Consider the following 17,482-nt stretch of genomic DNA (forward strand, 5'->3'; position numbering starts at 1 on the left):
GAAGGCCCGGAGGCCTTCGATTTGTTTCCTGTGCCGAGACCGGTTAGGCTTATCAGAACCGCAGTTCCGATCGCCCCCGTGGCAACTCGACTAGCTTAGCACATCCGCAGGCCGTGTCAAATCGGCTTCTTCGTGATGTCGGCGGGCGGGTTGCGGCCGTTCAGAGTGCCGTGATCACGAGGAGCACGACGATCATCACGATCGCCTTCCGTTGCCTTCATCCGCTCGTCGCCCCCGTTGCCGGTGGCGGTGTTGCTTCGAAGCCGGGACCGAAGTCCTGCAGAGGCTGTTCATCTTACGCTCACGATCCGAAGCCTTCAAGAGACGAATCTCTAACAGACGGTGGAGTGAGGGGATGGTCCCCGCTTGAGGCCGACGAACTGGTCTCGACGCTCTGCGTCCGACTCTCGCTCGCCGCTCCTTTGGGGTGACGAGGAGTTACATTACGTCGATGTTTCGCAGGGCCGCAAATCGCCTGCAGCCCGGGCGTGTCGCCCTAGGCCCCCTGCGCGACGAACGCGCCGGCGAAGCTCTTCTTGCCTCGGCGCAGCACGGCGATCCCGTCGATCAGCGGGAGGTCGCCGAGCAGAGCCGAGTCCTCCGTCACCACGGTGTTGTTCACCGAGATCCCTCCCTGCGCCACGCCACGGCGGGCCTCGCCGAGGCTCGTCGCGAGCCCCGTCTCGACCACCGCCTGGATCACCGGCATGGAGGCGTCCGCCTCGATCGTCCGGACCGCGGCCAGCGCGCCCCGGAGGATCTCCCCGTCGATCCCGTCGAGGGAGCCGCGGCCGAACAGCGCGGAGGCAGCGGCCTCGACCGCCCTCGTCACGGTCTCCCCGTGCACGAACGACGTGACCTCCCACGCGAGCGCGCGCTGCGCTTCGCGCTTGAAGGGAGCCGCCGCGGTCGCCTCGGCCAGCCGTTCGATCTCCGTCCGCGGAAGGAAGGTGAAGACCTTGAGGCGGTCGATGACATCGCCGTCGTCGACGTTGAGCCAGAACTGGTGGAAGGCGTACGGGCTCGTGAGCTCGGGATCGAGCCAGACGGCGTTGCCCTCGCTCTTGCCGAACTTCGTCCCGTCCGAGTTCATCACCAGCGGCGTGCCGATCGCGTGCACCGAGACCCCCTCCGTGCGGTGGATCAGATCGGTGCCGCTGGTCAGGTTCCCCCACTGGTCGCTGCCGCCCGTCTGCAGAACGCAGCCGTACTGGCGGTGCAGCTCGAGGAAGTCCAGACCCTGCAGGATCTGGTAGCTGAACTCGGTGTAGCTGATGCCGGCGTCCGAGTTGAGGCGCGCGCTGACCGCGTCCTTCTTGAGCATCGTGCCCACCCGGAAGTGCTTCCCGATCTCGCGGAGGAAGTCGATCGCCGACAGCGGCGCCGTCCAGTCCAGGTTGTTCACCAGACGCAGCGCGTTGTCCCCCTCGGTCGAGAGGAACCGCGACACCTGCCGCTGCAGCTTCTCGACCCACTCGGACACGGTCTCCCGGGTGTTGAGCGTCCGCTCCGCCGTCGGCCGCGGGTCTCCGATCAGCCCGGTGGATCCCCCGACGAGACCGAGCGGGCGGTGCCCGGCCAGCTGGAACCGGCGCATCACGATCAGCTGCACGAGGTTGCCCAGGTGCAGGCTGGGCGCGGTGGGGTCGAATCCGCAGTAGTAGGTGATCGGGTCTCCGGAGAGCAGCTCCCGGAGCGCGTCCCGGTCGGTCGACACGTGCACCGAGCCGCGCCAGACGATCTCGTCCCAGACGTTGTCGAAGCTCGGGTCCAGCAGGGGGTGCGCAGCGGAGCCGGTGGATGCCTGATCGATCACCGGACCAGGGTATCGCCCGTCCTCCGCGGAGGTCCGTGCTGATCAAGTGTCGGGGCTTGATATCGGCGCATCAAGCCTGGATACTTGATAACGGAGGGTCCATGTTCGTCATCACCGCCGATCAGCGCGACAGCCGCCACGATGCGGACCGGGTCGACGAGGTGATCTCGCGTCTCCTCGCCGAGAGGGCGGACGACCTGGTGCTCCGTCCGGAGCGCACGGCCGGCGACGAGTTCCAGTGCGTCCTCGACGACCCGCACGCCGTCGTCCCCCTCGTGCTCGAGCTCCATCGCAGCGCCCACTGGAGCATCGGGCTCGGGATCGGCTCGGTCGAGCGCCCGCTCCCCCGCACCATCAGGGCGGCGACGGGACAGGCGTTCTTCGCCGCCCGCCGAGCGGTCGAGAGCGCCAAGGGCCGGCCGGCGCGATTCTCGCTCGATCCCGACGCGGTGCGCGGATCCTTCCCCTCGATCGCCGACGCCAGGGGCTCTTCGATCCGCTGCTGCACCTGCGCGACGCGCGCTCGGATGCGGGCTGGGAGATCATCGACCTCCTCGCCTCGGGGCGCACCCAGAAGGAGGCGGCCGCGCAGCTCTCCGTGACCCCGCAGGCGGTCAGCCTCCGGGTGCGGGCGGCGAGCGCTCGAGTGGACGAGCCCGCCGTGGACGCCCTGGTCAGACTGCTGACGGTGGTCGACCGTACTCTCGACCCCACCGACGGAAGGACAGAGCGATGATCCCGCCCCGCACAGCATGGAGCGACACGGTGGCCGTCACCGTGCAGACCGCCGCTGCCACCGGAGTCGTCCTCGTCCTGATCGCGGCGCTCGTCGGGACGGTCCTCGCCCTTCGGCTGCAGCGGCCGGGGCTCGCCTGGATCCCCGTCGGCGGCGTCGCGGCCGCGTTCCTGCTCACGGGACTGGGCGGTGCGGCCGCACCCGCTCTCGTCGTCGCGACCCTCGCCTTCGCCCTGGCGATCCTCGGCGGCGGACCGGCGGTCCTGCTCACCCTCGATCTCGCGACCGCCGGCACCCGGGCGGGCGTCCACGGCGGCATCATGATCGCCGCCCCGCGGGGTGGGACATCCGTTCCCACCGCCATCGGCCAGCCCATCGAGGTGCTTCGCGGAGGCACCACCATCGGCCTGCTCGAGCGCCTCGCCACCGCCGGCGCGCTGATGAGCGGCATCCCCGAGGCCGTGGCCGTCGTGGTCGCCGTCAAGGGCGTCGGCCGGTTCAGCGAACTCGCCTCGCCGGAGGCGCGCGAGCGCTTCATCATCGGCACTCTCGCGAGCCTCGCCTGGGCGGCCGCGCTGGGCGTGCTCGGGCGGATCTACCTCGCCGGCTGAGGTCCATCGGGTCGCCTGCGCGGCACGGCGGGCCGGTACGGCGACACCGTCGGCTCGTCGGGGATCGAGAACCGCCACGGGAACGCTGCACCACCTCCGGGTCCTGCCACTCCCGTCCTCGGCGACGCCCGCACCGGCACCGCCCGCGATCGCGACCGGAGCTCGAACGACGCCGTGAGCGGATCGCCCGACTCCGACAGCAGCACCCCGAGCGCCTGCGCCAGTCGAGCGGGTCCTCGAGCGAGATCCCGATCGGAGGCCCTCCCCCGTCGCGATCTCGCGAGGTCGACACCCTCGACGACCTCGCCCGCGCGCAGCAGCACGGCGGACGCGGTGCCCTCGGGAGCGCAGACGATGTTCACGCAGGTGTGCATCCCGTAGGTGAAGTACGCGTAGACGGTCCCGGGCGGACCGAACATGGGGGCCGTGCGGTCGGTCCTGCGCCGGTAGGCGTGCGAGCCGGGATCCTCGCCGACGCCGAGGTACGCCTCGACCTCCGTGAGGCGCACGGCGACCGCACCCTCGACGGTGCGGTGCACCAGAGTGCAGCCGAGCAGGTCTGGCGCCACGTCGAGCGCGGACCGGCTCAGGTCGATCGGCGTCCGCACGCGCTAGAAGAAGCTCTGGCCGGTCATCACCGTGACGAGCACCACGCCACGATGATCACCGAGGCCACGACGACGAGTGTGCGCTGCTGCCAGGGGCGCAGCGTCGGACGCTGATCGTCGTCGTCGGCGCGTCGCAGGGTCATCAGCGCTCCCCCCGCAACGAGGAGCGCACCACGCGCACGCGCTCGGTCAGCCGGGCGAGCTGCTCCGCGACCCGGACGGGGGCAGTGCCGCCCACCCCGTCACGACTCGCGACGGACCCCTCGAGCGAGAGCACGGAGCGCACGTCCGGCGTGAGCAGGGGCGACACGGCCGCGAGTGCCGCATCGTCGAGATCCTCGAGACCGAGGCCGCGCTGCTCCGCCGTCTTCACGAGCTCGCCCGTGATCTCGTGCGCGTCCCGGAACGGGACGTGCTTCTTCACGAGCCATTCGGCGACGTCCGTGGCGAGCGAGTAGCCCTGCGGAGCGAGCTCCGCCATCCGCTCGGTGTGGAAGGTCAGGGTGGCGATCATCCCGCTGAAGGCGGGCAGCAGGACCTCGAGGGTCGTCACCGAGTCGAAGACCGGCTCCTTGTCCTCCTGGAGGTCGCGGTTGTACGCGAGCGGCAGCGCCTTGAGCGTCGCGAGGAGGCCGGTCAGGTTGCCCAGCAGACGACCCGCCTTGCCGCGCGCGAGCTCGGCGATGTCGGGGTTCTTCTTCTGCGGCATGATCGAGGACCCGGTCGAGTAGCCGTCGTCGAGGGTGACGAACGCGAACTCGCGGGTGTTCCAGAGGATGATCTCCTCGGCGATCCGCGAGACGTCGACTCCGATCATCGCCGCGACGAAGGCGAACTCGGCGACGAGGTCGCGGCTCGCCGTGCCGTCGATCGAATTGGGCACGCTGCCGGCGAAGCCGAGCTCGCGCGCCACCGCCTCGGCGTCGAGGCCGAGGGTCGATCCCGCGAGGGCCCCGGAGCCGTAGGGCGAGACGTCGGCGCGGACGCCCCAGTCGCGCAGTCGCTCCAGGTCGCGCAGCAGCGCCCAGGCGTGCGCGAGCAGATGGTGCGCGAGCAGCACGGGCTGCGCGTGCTGGAGGTGCGTGCGCCCGGGCATGATCGCGTCGGGGTGAGCGGACGCCTGGGCGGCGATCGCGTCGATCAGCTGGACCACCTGCTCGGCGATCACCGCCGCGTGGTCGCGGAGGTACATCCGCACGAAGGTCGCGATCTGGTCGTTGCGCGACCGGCCCGCGCGCAGCTTGCCTCCGAGCTCGGGGCCGGCCTCGAGCATCAGGCCCCGCTCGAGCGCTCCGTGCACGTCCTCGTCCGAGTCCTCGGCGACGAAGCGCCCGTCGGCGACGGCGGCCGCGAGGCGCTCGAGGGCGTCGAGCATCGCGGAGAGCTCCGCATCGTCCAGGTAGCCCGCGGCCGCGAGGGCGCGCGCGTGCGCCCGGGAGCCGGCGAGGTCGTAGGCGGCGAGCTGCCAGTCGAAGTGCGTCGACTTCGAGAGGGCGGCGAGCTCCGGCGACGGGCCGCCGGCGAACCGGCCGCCCCAGAGAGCGCCGGCCTCGCCCGCGCGGGCGGAGGGTCGTTCCGTCATGGTTCTCCTCGGGGTCGGCTGTCGAGTCTACTGAGCGGCGGCGGGCTCGCCCGCGCGCTCGAGGAGCCAGACGAGGAGCGCCTTCTGAGCGTGCAGGCGGTTCTCCGCCTCGTCCCAGATCACGCTCTGCGGCCCGTCGATCACCTCGGAGGTGACCTCGTACCCGCGGTCGGCCGGCAGGCAGTGCAGGAAGAGGGCGTCGGAGGCGGCGGCGGCCATCGTCCCGGCGTCGACCCGGTAGGCGCCGAACGTCGCGACGCGCTCTGCCTTCTCCTCCTCCTTGCCCATCGACACCCAGGTGTCGGTGATCACGATGTCGGAGCCGGCGGCGCCCTCGGCCGGATCGGTCGTCGTGGACGCCGAGCCGCCCGTGCCCGCAGCGATGCGCTGGGCGTCGGCCAGCACGTCCGGATCGGGAGAGTAGCTCTCCGGCGACACGATCCGCACGTGCATGCCGGCGGTCGCCCCTGCGAGCAGGTACGAGTGGGCCATGTTGCTGGCCCCGTCACCGAAGAAGGTCAGGGTGAGCCCGGCCAGGCGCCCGCGGTGCTCGCGGATGGTCAGCAGATCCGCGAGCAGCTGGCACGGGTGGAACTCGTCGGACAGCGCGTTCACGACGGGGACCCGGGTGCCGCGCGCCATCTCCTCGAGCCCGGACTGCGCGTAGGTGCGCCAGACGATCGCCGCCACCTGCCGCTCGAGGACCCGCGCGGTGTCGGACGCGGTCTCCTTGCCGCCGAGCTGGCTGCTCGCGGTCGAGATGATCAGCGGCGATCCTCCGAGGTCGGCGATGCCGACGGCGAAGGACACCCGCGTGCGCGTCGAGGACTTGTCGAAGATGACCGCGACGGTCTGCGGACCCTGCAGCGGGGTGCGCGACCACCGGTCGCGCTTGAGCTCGAGCGCGAGATCGAGGATCTCGGCCTGCTCGGCGGGGGTGATGTCGTCGTCGCGGAGGAAGTGGCGGGTCACGGGCGCGGGTCGCTTTCGCTGGAGGAGTGGTCGGAGGTGAGCGCCGCGAGAGCGCGGCCGAGGCGGGCGGCGAAGTCGTCGACGTCGTCGGCGGTGATGATGAGGGGAGGCGCGAGACGGATGCTCGATTCGTTCGCCGCGTTGACGATCAGCCCCTCGGCGAGGGCTGCGGCGGCGAGCTCCACCGCAACGGGCTCGGTCAGGGCGATCCCCAGCAGGAGCCCTGCTCCGCGGACGCCGCCGATCAGGGGCGAGCCGAGCGCGTCGACGGCGCGCACGATCTGCGCCCCGCGCTGCCGGGCGTTGTCGAGCAGGTCGGCCCGCTCGATCTCGCCGATCACCGCTCCCGCTACGGCCGTGGCGAGCGGATTGCCGCCGAAGGTGCTGCCGTGGTGCCCCTTCTGGAACAGCTCGGACGCCCGGCCGAAGGTGACCAGCGCGCCCACCGGGAAGCCGCCGCCGAGTCCCTTGGCGAGGGTGATCGCATCGGGCACGATCCCCGCGCGCTGGAAGGCGAACCAGTGGCCGGTCCGCCCCACTCCGGTCTGGATCTCGTCGACGATGAGCAGCGCTCCGTGCTGCAGGGTGAGCTCGCGGGCGCGCTCGAGGAAGCCGTCGGGCAGCGGGACGACTCCCGCCTCCCCCTGGATCGGCTCGACGACGAGCGCGGCGACCGAGCCGTCGAGTGCCTGCTCGAGCGCCTCGATCGTGGCGTCGATGTGCTCGACCCCCGACGGCATCGGCTCGAACGGCGCCCGCATGGACGCCTTGGCCGTCAGCGCCAGTGCGCCCATGGTGCGGCCGTGGAACGCGCCGTGCAGGGCGAGGATCCGCGGGCGGGGGCCGTCCTGGACGTTCAACCGGGCGAGCTTGAACGCTGCCTCGTTCGCCTCGGTGCCGGAGTTGGCGAAGTAGACGCGGCCCGCGTCCCCCGCTCCGCTCAGCTCGCGGAGCTTCTCGGCGAGCGCGATCTGCGGTGCCGTGGCGAAGTAGTTGGAGACGTGCGCGAGGGCGCCCGCCTGGCGGGCCACCGCCTCCACGAACACCGGATGGGCGTGGCCGAGCGAGTTCACCGCGATCCCGCCGAGGAAGTCGAGGTACTCGCGACCGTCGACGTCCCACACACGGCAGCCCTCGCCCCGCTCGAGGACGGCGAGCGGAGCGGCGAAGGTGCGCATCATCGCCGCGGCGTAGCGATCGCGCGCCTCGTCGGTGCGCGAGTCGGTGAGGACGGAGTCGGAGGACATGGAGAGCCTTTCTGAGCGAGCGGACCGGCCTGTGGGGCCGTCGGTGCGCGGATCCGGGAGGATCGGCGCTCGGAGCCGGGGCCGCTGAGGGGTCAGCGGCCCGACGTTCGCTCCCGGTCGTCCGTCGGCGGGGAGGCGACGACCTCGGTGCCGACGCCCTCGCTCGTGAACACCTCGAGGAGCACGGAGTGGGGCAGACGGCCGTCGATGATCGCCGCCTTGGGGACGCCGCCCTGCACCGCGTCCAGGCACGCCGTCATCTTGGGGATCATGCCCGACTCGAGGGAGGGCAGGAGGGCGATGAGCTCGTCGGACGAGATCTGCGAGACCAGGGAGTCGCGGTCCGGCCAGTCCGAGTAGAGGCCGGGGACGTCGGTCAGGATCACGAGCTTCTCGGCGCCCAGAGCCACCGCGAGCGCGGCCGCGGCCGCATCGGCGTTGACGTTGAGCGACTGCGTCGGATCGTCGGAGTCGGGTGCGATCGAGGACACCACGGGGATGCGGCCGGCCTCGAGCTGCGCGAGCACGGCGGCCGGGTCGACGGCGACCACATCGCCCACGAGCCCGAGGTCGTGCTCGACGCCGTCGAGGACGACGCCGCGCCTGCGGCCGACGAACAGCCCGGCGTCCTCGCCGGAGATCCCCGCGGCCAGAGGTCCGTGCTCGTTGATGCGGCGGACGATGTCGCGGCTGATCTGCCCGGTGAGCACCATCCGGACGACCTCCATCGCCTCCGGACTCGTCACGCGGTACCCGCCGCGGAACTCGCTGGCGATGCCGAGCCGGTCCAGCATCCTCGTGATCTGCGGACCTCCGCCGTGCACGACGACGGGCCGGATGCCGGCGTAGCGCAGGTAGACGATGTCCTGGGCGAAGGCGCGCTGCAGCTCCTCCGACACCATGGCGTTGCCGCCGAACTTGATCACCATCGTGCGGCCGTGGAACCGCTTCAGCCAGGGCAGCGCCTCGATGAGGGTGCCGGCCTTCACGCCCGCGTCGGCGCGCAGGGCGATCCCCTCCGCTTCGGTGTGCGTGTCGTGGTCCATGTCCGCCTCAGCTCGAGTAGGCCGAGTTCTCGTGCACGTAGTCGTGCGTGAGATCGTTCGTCCAGATGGTCGCGGTGGCCGGGCCCGCGTGCAGGTCGATGTCGACCGACACGGCCCGCGGCGCGAGATCGACGAGGTCGCGGCTCTCGAAGGGCTCGCCCGCACGGCAGACCTGGACGCCGTTGATCGCCACGTCGATGCCGTAGGGATCGAACTCGGCGTCGGTCGTGCCCACGGCCGCCAGGACCCGGCCCCAGTTCGGATCGTTGCCGAAGATCGCGGCCTTGAAGAGGTTGCTGCGGGACACGGCGCGGGCGACGACCACGGCCTCGTCCTCGCTCGCCGCGTTCACGACGCGGATCGCCACGTCGTGCGCGGCTCCCTCCGCATCGGCCTGGAGCTGGAGCGTCAGGTCGCGGCAGACCTCGGTGAGGGCGGCGGCGAACGCGTCGACCGACGGGCGCACCCCGCTCGCTCCGCTGGCCAGCAGCGCGACGGTGTCGTTGGTCGACATGCAGCCGTCGGAGTCGAGGCGGTCGAACGTCACGCGGGTGGCCGACCGCAGCGCCGCGTCGAGCTCGGGCGACTCGAGGACGGCATCGGTCGTGATCACCACGAGCATCGTCGCGAGGCCCGGCGCGAGCATGCCCGCTCCCTTGGCCATGCCGCCGATGCTCCAGCCGTCGTCCGAGCGCACGGTCGACTGCTTGGGCACGGTGTCGGTGGTCATGATCGCGCGCGCGGCGTCCTCGCCGGCCTCCGCGCCGGTCGCGTCCACGAGGACCGCCGCCGCCTCCGTCACTCCGCCGGTGATCTTCGCGAGGTCGAGCTGATCGCCGATGAGCCCGGTCGAGCAGACCAGCACGTCGCCCGCGGCCACCTCGAGCAGCTCGCCCACGAGCTCGGCCGTGCGGTGCGTCACCTGGAAGCCCTGCGAGCCGGTGTAGCAGTTGGCGCCGCCGGAGTTGAGCACGATGGCGGACACGACGCCGTCGCGCATCACCTGCTCGCTCCAGAGCACGGGGTTCGCCTTGCAGCGGTTGCTCGTGAACACGGCGGCCGCGTTCTGCAGCGGCCCGAGGTTGCGGACGAGCGCGATGTCGCGCGCTCCGGTCGACTTGAGACCGGCGACGACGCCGGCGGCCTCGAAGCCCGCTGCTGCGGTGACGCTCACGGGGCGACTCCGTTCACGCTGAGGCCCAGGGACTCGGGGAGGCCCAGGGCGATGTTGGTGGACTGGATCGCGGCGCCCGCGGTGCCCTTCACCAGGTTGTCGATCGCGGTGACCGCCACCACCCGGCGGGCGCGCTCGTCGACGCCCACGCCGACCAGGGCGGTGTTCGCTCCGACCACGTCGGCCGTCCGCGGGAACACTCCCTCCGGCAGCAGCTGCACGAAGGTCTCGTCGCCGTACGCCGCCTCCCAGGCGGCGCGGACGTCGTGCGCGGACACCCCCGGTGCCAGCCGCGCCGTCGAGGTGGCGAGGATGCCCCTCGACATCGGCACGAGGACCGGGGTGAAGGAGATCGAGACGGGACCGGCGCCCGCGAGCGCGAGGTTCTGCCGGATCTCGGGGTTGTGGCGGTGCGCGCCGGAGAGGCCGTAGGCGTGGGCGGAGCCGAGGAGCTCGCTTGCGAGCAGGTCCGTCCGCAGGGACTTGCCCGCACCGGAGGGACCCACCGCCAGCACCGAGACGAGGTCGCCGGGCTCGATCACACCGGCGTGCAGGCCCGGCGCGAGACCGAGGGTGACGGCGGTCACGTTGCACCCGGGGACCGCGATGCGCCGCACGCCCTGGAGCAGCTCGCGCTGCTTGCGTCCGCCGCCGCCGATCAGAAGCTCGGGGAGTCCGTAGGGCCAGGCTCCGGCGAACGCGCCGCCGTAGTAGTCGGCCCAGTCCTGCTCGTCGCTCAGCCGGTGGTCGGCCCCGCAGTCGACGACGAGCACGTCGTCCGGCAACGTGGCGGTGATCTCTCCCGACCTGCCGTGCGGCAGGGCGAGGAAGACGACGTCGTGACCGGCGAGGTTCTCGGTCGTGGTGTCGACGAGCGTCAGGTGGCGCAGCGATCGCAGGTGCGGCTGGAGGGCGATCAGAGGCTGACCGGCGTTGGCGTGCGCGGTCACCGTGCGCACCTCGAGCTCGGGGTGATCGGCGAGCAGGCGCAGGAGCTCGCCGCCCGCGTAGCCGCTGGCACCGGCCACCGCCACGGAAAAAGTCATGCCCGACAGCCTAGTCCGTGCTGGTGACGCGATCGGTCCGGCCGCCTGCCCCGCGGGGCGGGCGGCCGGACCGCTCAGTCGCGCAGTCGGGCGCCGAAGCGCTCGGCCGCGAGAGCGACTCCGCTCTCCTTCGACGCGGTCGCCTCGGCGGCCGTCAGAGTGCGGTCGGCGGCGCGGAAGCGCAGCGCGAAGGTCAGCGACTTCGTCCCCTGCTCGAGGCCGGCCCCCCGGTAGTCGTCGACGAGGCGCAGCGACTCCAGCAGCATCCCGGCGCCCTCGGCCACGGCCGAGCGCACCTCCCCCGCCGGCACGTCGACCGGGACGACGAGCGACAGGTCCTGCGTCGCCGCGGGCAGCGCTCCGACCGGGCGGGCGACGACGACGCGCCGGCGCGGACGAGGACCGCGTCGAGATCGACCTCGACGACGGCGACCCGGCGCGGCAGATCGAGCTCCTCGGCCAGCGAGGGCAGCAGCTCCCCCGCGTGCCCGACGACGGCGCCTGCGAGCAGGACCTCGGCGGTGCGTCCGGGGTGCAGAGCCGCGTGCGCGCCCTGACGGATCTCGAGCTCGACGCCGGCGGCCGCGCCGATCGCCCGGACGACGTCGAGCGCGTCCCGCCAGTCGACGTCGCGCTGGGCGACGCCCGGCTGGCGCTCCACGGCGGCTCCGGTCAGCAGCGCGGCGACGTGCAGCGGCTGCGGCGGGATCCCCGCGTTCAGCGCACGCTCGATCTCGGCGGAGGGTCTCTCAGCGCCGCGCGGCAGGACCGCGGAGCCGAACGGCGCGTCGGCGTCGGGGAGGAACACCGTCCCCGTCTCGTAGACGGCCAGGTCGGTCAGCCCGCGGGAGCGGTTGCGCGCCGCGACCTGCACGAGGCCGGGGAGCAGCGTGACGCGCAGCTGCGCCGCGGTCGCGTCGAGCGGATTGGCCAGCGTGACCTGCTGAACCGGCTCACCGGTCGGCGAGCCGAGCCGGTCGTTCATCGCCCGAGGGAGGAACGGGTACGACAGCACCTCGACGAGCCCCTGAGCGGCGAGCGTCTGCGCGATCGAGCGGCGCAGGCGCTGACCGGTGGTCAGGCCGCGGCCGGGAGGCGCGACGGGCAGGATCGAGGGGATGCGGTCGTAGCCGGTGATCCGGGCGACCTCCTCCGCCAGCGTCGCCTTGTCGGTCAGGTCGGGACGCCAGCTCGGCGGAGTCACGAGGAGCCCCGAGCCGCCGGTCTCGACGCTCGCGCCGATCTCGACGAGCGAGCCGCGGATCTCCTCCGGCGAGTACTCGACCCCGATGAGGCCGGACACGTAGCCGTCCGGCAGCTCGAGGACGCGCGGCGCGACCGAGCCGGTCAGGGACGAGCCGAGCTCGTCCGCCGTGCCGCCGGCCAGCTCGACGAGCAGCTGCACCGCCCTCGCCGCCGCCACCGGGGCGACCAGCGGATCGACTCCGCGCTCGAAGCGGCGGGAGGCCTCGCTCGGCAGCTTGTGCCGCCGCGCGGTGCGCGCGATGGACACCGGATCGAAGTTCGCCGCCTCGATCAGGACGTCCCGCGTCGCCGCGCCGATCTCGGTGCGGGCGCCGCCCATGACCCCGGCGAGGCCGATCGCGCCGCCGTCGTCGGCGATGACCAGGTCCTCCGGGTGGAGCGTGCGGGTCTGCCCGTCGAGCGTCTCGAGAGACTCGCCCGCCTGCGCACGGCGCACGACGATGCCGCCCTGCAGGGTGGCGAGGTCGTAGCCGTGCAGCGGCTGGCCGAGCTCGAACATGACGTAGTTGGTGATGTCGACGACGAGCGAGATCGAGCGCACTCCGGCGAGCCGGAGGCGCGCGACCATCCAGGGCGGGGTCGGACGGGCGGTGTCGACGCCGCGGACGACGCGGGTCACGAAGACCGAGGCGCCGTCCCGGCCGCGGATCGGAGCCTGGTCCTCGAGGGAGACGGGGAACACCGGGCCGTCCTCGGAGCGCTCGACGCCGGCGACCGCGAGAGCGGGGTCGCGGAACGCGGCACCCGTGGCGTGCGCGTACTCGCGGGCGATCCCGCGGAGGGAGAAGGCGTAGCCGCGGTCGGGAGTCACGTTGACCTCGACGGCGGCGTCGTCGAGACCGAGCAGCGCGATCGCGTCGGTGCCGACCTCGGGGTCGACGCCGAGGGTCGCCAGGCGCAGGATCCCGTCGTGGTCGTCACCGAGGCCGAGCTCGCGACTGGACGCGATCATGCCGTCGGACACGTGCCCGTAGGTCTTCCGCGCCGAGATCGGGAACGGACCGGGCAGGACCGCGCCGGGCAGGGAGACCACGACCTTGTCGCCCACGGCGAAGTTGTGCGCACCGCAGACGATGCCGCGGACGTCCTCGCCGCCGTCGGCCGCCGTCTCCCCCTCGGGGGCGACGCGGACCGAGCACCAGTTGATGGTCTTGCCGTTCTTCTGCGGCTCCGGAGTGGACTCGAGCACCTGCCCGACCACGACGGGTCCGGAGACGTCGAAGCGGTGGACGTCCTCCTCCTCCAGGCCCACGGAGACCAGGGCGGCGTGCACCGACTCGGTGCTCGTCCCCGGCTCCAGGTCGACGTACTCGCCCAGCCAGCTCAGCGGGATGCGCATCAGATCACCATCCCGTACTGCTCGCTGAAGCGGACGTCGCCCTCGACCATGTCGCGCATGTCCTTCACGTCGTTGCGGAACATCAGCGTGCGCTCGATGCCCATGCCGAAGGCGAACCCGGAGTACTCCTCCGGGTCGATGCCGGCCGCGCGCAGCACGTTCGGGTTGATCATGCCGCAGCCTCCCCACTCGATCCACCGGGCGCCGCCGACGAACGTGGGGTGCCAGATGTCGAGCTCCGCGCTGGGCTCGGTGAAGGGGAAGTAGTTGGGGCGGAGTCGGATGCGGGCCTCGTCCCCGAACAGCAGCCGGGCGACGTGCTCCAGAGTGCCTCGCAGATGCGCCATGGTCAGGCCGCGGTCGACCGCCAGCCCCTCGAACTGCGTGAAGACGGGGGTGTGCGTCGCGTCGAGCTCGTCGGTGCGGTACACGCGTCCGGGCGCGATGACGTAGACGGGCAGGTCGCGCTCGAGCATGGAGCGGATCTGCACCGGCGAGGTGTGCGTGCGCAGCACCAGGTGCGAGTCGACCGGATCGACGAAGAACGTGTCCTGCATCGCACGGGCCGGGTGGTCCTCGTCGAAGTTCAGGGCGTCGAAGTTGAACCACTCGTTCTCGAGCTCGGGGCCCTCGGCGATCTCCCAGCCCATGCCGACGAAGACGTCCGCGATGGTCTCCTGCAGGAGCGACAGCGGGTGCCTGGCGCCGACCCGGCGGAAGCTCGCCCCGGCGGTGACGTCGACGCGCTCGGCGTCGAGGGCGGCGGACTCCTCCGCTGCGACGAGCTCGGCCTCGCGGGCGGCGTAGGCGTCGCCGACCTGCTTGCGGGCGGAGCCGACGAGCTTGCCGGAGGCCGCCTTGGCCTCGGGGGGCACGGAGCGCATCTGCGCGTTCAGTCGGGCGAGGGCCGAGCCCTCGCCGAGGTGGGCGGAGCGGGCCGCTCTCAGGGCCGCGGAGTCGCCGGCCGCGCTGATCGCGGTGAGCGCCTCGGCGACCGCTGCGGAGACGGACTCGTCGGTGATCGGGTTGCTGTCGGACACGATCCCCCAGTGTAGGCGAGGCCTCGCGCGGCCCTCCTCGCCCGAGGCAGGTGCCGGTACGCCCGTCGCCGGCGCTCATCGCCGCCCCGGGGCTCGCCCGGGGAGGGATCGCATCGGGAGGAGGTCGGTCTCGATACGCCGCTGCGCGGCCACTCGACCAGCAAGGGGAAGGCCACGACTCAAGAACGTGGGTCTCGATCCGCCGCTGCGCGTCTACTCGACCAGCAGAGCGGCGAGGGTGCCCCCGGTCGAGGCCCTCGCGGACGACCGGCCGCGCCCTCGGAGGCGAACGCGTGAATCGCGTGCCGGCGATTCGCGCCTGCCGAACGCACCCCGCTCCCGTGAACGCACCACGCGGCCAGCCGACCGCGGTCCTTCACGCCGACGGCGTGAAGGACCGAACAACTCAATCCTGCGCCGCGAGCAGGGCCGTGTCGGTGGTGGCGCGGGCGGCGGGGTGGCCCGTGCCGCGGCGTCCGCTGTTCTTGGTGCGGATCTCGACCCACTTCGCCAGGCCCGACAGGGCGAGGCAGATGCCGATGTAGATCGCACCGATGACGATGGCCGCCGGGATGATCGGGCTGTCGAGGCTCGGCTGGTTGCGAGGTACTTCGCGTAGTAGAGCAGCTCGTTGTAGGTGATGATCGAGCCGAGTGCGGTGTCCTTGAGGGCGACCACGAGCTGCGCGATGATCACCGGCAGCATCGAGCGGATCGCCTGGGGGAACAGGATCAGGCGCATGACGCCGGCCTTGCTCAGGCCGACGGCGTAGCCCGCCTCCTTCTGCCCGCGCGGGAGCGCCTCGATGCCGGCGCGGAAGATCTCGGAGAAGACGGAGCCGTTGTAGAGGGTCAGGGCGATCACGACCGCGAGGTACGGGCTGAGCTTGAGTCCGGCGAACGGCAGCCCGTAGTACATCAGCATCATCAGGATGAGGACGGGGATCGCGCGGAACAGCTCGATGAAGAGCGTGACGGGGATGTTGATCCACCGCCGGTCCGAGAGCCGGCCGACGGCGAGGACCAGGCCGAGCACGATGCTGGCGACTCCGGCGGTCGCGAAGGCGGCGAGGGTCTGCCCGAGCGCTGCTCCGATGCTCTGCCAGACCAGCGGGTACTGGAAGGCGCGCCACTTCCCGGCCGAGAACTGCCCCGACTCGGCGAAGCGCCAGAGAACGAAGGCGAGGAAGGCGGCGATGAGGAGGACGACGACCGCCCCGATCAGGCGGTTCCGGGCGATGGCGCGCGGACCCGGGTTGTCGAAGAGGACGGAGCTCATCGGGCGACCCTCCACTTCTTCTCGAGCTGGCGTTGGACGAGCGAGAGCACGGTGACCAGGACGACGAACACGAGGGCGACCCAGAGCACGACGATGAGGCTGTTCTCGCCGCGCTCGTTGAGCTCGCGCACGATCGTGCCGGCCTCGGCGACGGAGAAGCCCGCGGCGACGGTGGTGTTCTTGAGGAGGGCGATCAGCACGCTCATCAGCGGCGGGATCACCGAGCGGAAGGCCTGGGGCAGGACGACCTGCGTCATCGTGAGGCCGAAGTCGAGTCCGATGGCACGGGCGGCCTCGGCCTGCCCGATCGGCACGGTGTTGATGCCCGAGCGCAGCACCTCGGCCACGTAGGTGGCGGTGTAGAGGCTGAGGGCGAAGATCGCGAGAGTCGTGTAGTCGAGATCCGGGAGATCGAGCTTCGGGTAGCCGAAGGCGAAGAAGAACATCAGGAGCGTCAGCGGCGTGTTCCTGATGGTGTTGACGTAGACCGTGCCGACCGCGCGGGCGATCGGGACGGGCGAGACGCGCATCGCGCCGACGACGGTGCCGATGAGGAGGGCGAAGACGAGCGAGACGGCGAAGAGCAACAGGGTGTTGCCGAAGGCCGGGACGAACACGTCGAGGTTGTTCAGCAGAACATCCATGCGGCGGGCCCTTTCATCGGGAGGTGGGTGGGAGAGGCGGGACCCCGGGGCGGCGCGCTCGGCGCCGCCCCGGGAGGCCTGCTAGTACGCGTCGACCGCGGGCTGCTCGACCTCGGTGCCGGACTCGCCGAGGGTCTCGTCGTAGATCGCGGTCCAGGTGTCACCGCCCTCGGTGAACATGTCGTTGATGAAGCCGCGCAGCGCGGTGTCGTCCTTCGCGAGGCCGACTCCGTAGAGCTCGGTGCTGAAGGGCTCGCCGACGACCTTGAGCTCGTCGGGGTTCTGCGCCGCGTAGCCGATCAGGATCGCGCCGTCGGTGGTGACGGCGTCGACCTGTCCGTCGTTGAGGGCGTCGACGCACTGCGAGTACGTGTCGAACTCCTCGGTCGGGACGGCCGGGTAGTTGGTGCGGATGTTCTGGATCGGGGTGGACCCGGTCGCCGAGCACACGGTGGTCTCGGCGGTGAGGTCGTCCGGACCCTCGATCGTGTCGTTGTCCGCGGCGACCAGCAGCTGCTGGCCGGTCTCGAAGTAGGGCCCGGCGAAGCCGACCTGCTCCTTGCGCTTGTCGGTGATCGAGTAGGTGCCGACGTAGTAGTCGATGTCGCCGTTCACGATCGACGCCTCGCGGTTGGCCGACGGGATGGCCGTGTACTCGATCTGGTCGTCGGAGAAGCCGAGGGAGGCGGCGATCCACTTCGCGATCTCGATGTCGAAGCCCGAGCGCTCGCCGGTCGCGGCGTCGAGGTAGCCCAGACCGGGCTGGTCCTCCTTGACTCCGATGGTGACCTGGTCGGCCGAGGTCATCGCATCGAAGGTGGGGCTGCCCTCGAGGGTCACGTCGGTGGCGACCTCGTAGGCCGCTCCGCTCTCCTCGGATCCTGCTCCGGCGTCGCCGGTGCCGGAGTCTCCGCCGGCGCAGCCGGCGAGGGCGAGGGTCGCTGCTGCGATCCCGGCGGTCATGAACATGAGCTTGGTGCGCATGGTCGTCCTTCCTGGGTGTGGCCCGTCTGAGCGGGCGGTGTCCGATCGCTCCCCGGGATGGTGGGGGTCGATCCGTCGGATGGATGCTGTGCG

14 protein-coding genes and 1 pseudogene are annotated in these 17,482 nt (G+C 71.7%); 2 read left to right on the forward strand and 13 right to left on the reverse strand.

Translation table 11 applies throughout. The features are described from left to right. Window positions 1-496: 496 nt before the first annotated feature. Window positions 497-1,816: a tyrosine--tRNA ligase gene (gene tyrS / locus B0T42_RS06520; RefSeq protein ID WP_077222437.1), complete on the reverse strand. Its 1,320-nt coding sequence runs from the start codon at window positions 1,814-1,816 to the stop codon at window positions 497-499. 101 nt (window positions 1,817-1,917) lie between these two features. Here tyrS and B0T42_RS06525 point away from each other — a divergent pair, with 101 nt between their 5' ends. Together B0T42_RS06525 and B0T42_RS06530 are read left to right on the forward strand one after the other, a co-directional pair. Beyond that, complete coding sequence (locus B0T42_RS06525) at window positions 1,918-2,418, forward strand: hypothetical protein (protein ID WP_236720155.1); 501 nt, start codon at window positions 1,918-1,920, stop codon at window positions 2,416-2,418. Window positions 2,419-2,548: 130 nt separating this feature from the next. Next, entirely contained in the window at window positions 2,549-3,163 is a 615-nt protein-coding gene (locus B0T42_RS06530; protein WP_077222438.1) for a hypothetical protein, read from the forward strand. Here the strand turns inward: B0T42_RS06530 and B0T42_RS06535 are convergent. The 12 genes and pseudogenes from B0T42_RS06535 to B0T42_RS06590 all read right to left on the reverse strand — a co-directional run bounded on the left by B0T42_RS06535 (window position 3,148) and on the right by B0T42_RS06590 (window position 17,389). Beyond that, window positions 3,148-3,771 (reverse strand): DNA-3-methyladenine glycosylase, encoded by a 624-nt coding sequence (locus B0T42_RS06535; protein ID WP_077222439.1) that lies wholly within the window; start codon window positions 3,769-3,771, stop codon window positions 3,148-3,150. The two genes, B0T42_RS06530 and B0T42_RS06535, sit on opposite strands and share 16 nt — an antisense overlap. A gap of 142 nt (window positions 3,772-3,913) precedes the next feature. Then, the gene (gene argH / locus B0T42_RS06540) at window positions 3,914-5,353 is read right to left on the reverse strand and encodes an argininosuccinate lyase (protein WP_077222440.1); all 1,440 of its coding nucleotides are present in this window, start codon (window positions 5,351-5,353) and stop codon (window positions 3,914-3,916) included. A gap of 27 nt (window positions 5,354-5,380) precedes the next feature. Next, entirely contained in the window at window positions 5,381-6,325 is a 945-nt protein-coding gene (gene argF, locus B0T42_RS06545; RefSeq protein WP_077222441.1) for an ornithine carbamoyltransferase, read from the reverse strand. Next, window positions 6,322-7,572, reverse strand: coding sequence for an acetylornithine transaminase (locus B0T42_RS06550; protein WP_077222442.1), 1,251 nt, complete (start codon window positions 7,570-7,572; stop codon window positions 6,322-6,324). Before B0T42_RS06550 ends, argF begins: the two co-directional genes overlap by 4 nt. Before the next feature lie 92 nt (window positions 7,573-7,664). Continuing rightward, window positions 7,665-8,618: an acetylglutamate kinase gene (gene argB, locus B0T42_RS06555; protein ID WP_077222443.1), complete on the reverse strand. Its 954-nt coding sequence runs from the start codon at window positions 8,616-8,618 to the stop codon at window positions 7,665-7,667. Window positions 8,619-8,625: 7 nt separating this feature from the next. After that, a complete protein-coding gene (gene argJ / locus B0T42_RS06560) occupies window positions 8,626-9,792 on the reverse strand; it encodes a bifunctional glutamate N-acetyltransferase/amino-acid acetyltransferase ArgJ (protein ID WP_077222444.1) in 1,167 nt (388 codons plus the stop codon). Continuing rightward, window positions 9,789-10,838, reverse strand: a complete 1,050-nt coding sequence (argC, locus tag B0T42_RS06565) for an N-acetyl-gamma-glutamyl-phosphate reductase (RefSeq protein WP_077222446.1) — start codon at window positions 10,836-10,838, stop codon at window positions 9,789-9,791. The genes argJ and argC overlap by 4 nt, the downstream gene beginning before the upstream one ends. 74 nt (window positions 10,839-10,912) lie before the next feature. Beyond that, window positions 10,913-13,443: pseudogene (gene pheT / locus B0T42_RS06570) on the reverse strand (phenylalanine--tRNA ligase subunit beta). Further along, the gene (pheS, locus tag B0T42_RS06575) at window positions 13,443-14,483 is read right to left on the reverse strand and encodes a phenylalanine--tRNA ligase subunit alpha (protein ID WP_077222447.1); all 1,041 of its coding nucleotides are present in this window, start codon (window positions 14,481-14,483) and stop codon (window positions 13,443-13,445) included. Before pheS ends, pheT begins: the two are co-directional and overlap by 1 nt. Window positions 14,484-14,696: 213 nt before the next feature. Then, window positions 14,697-15,761 carry an amino acid ABC transporter permease gene (locus B0T42_RS06580; RefSeq protein WP_342418213.1) on the reverse strand — a complete coding sequence of 355 codons (1,065 nt, stop codon included), beginning with the start codon at window positions 15,759-15,761 and terminating at the stop codon, window positions 14,697-14,699. Then, window positions 15,758-16,405, reverse strand: a complete 648-nt coding sequence (locus B0T42_RS06585) for an amino acid ABC transporter permease (RefSeq protein ID WP_055793280.1) — start codon at window positions 16,403-16,405, stop codon at window positions 15,758-15,760. The genes B0T42_RS06580 and B0T42_RS06585 overlap by 4 nt, the downstream gene beginning before the upstream one ends. An 81-nt stretch (window positions 16,406-16,486) precedes the next feature. Next, window positions 16,487-17,389: a glutamate ABC transporter substrate-binding protein gene (locus B0T42_RS06590; RefSeq protein WP_077222448.1), complete on the reverse strand. Its 903-nt coding sequence runs from the start codon at window positions 17,387-17,389 to the stop codon at window positions 16,487-16,489. Between the last annotated feature and the right edge of the window lie 93 nt (window positions 17,390-17,482).

The organism is Rathayibacter rhapontici, from assembly GCF_001995175.1.
GTDB lineage: Bacteria > Actinomycetota > Actinomycetes > Actinomycetales > Microbacteriaceae > Rathayibacter.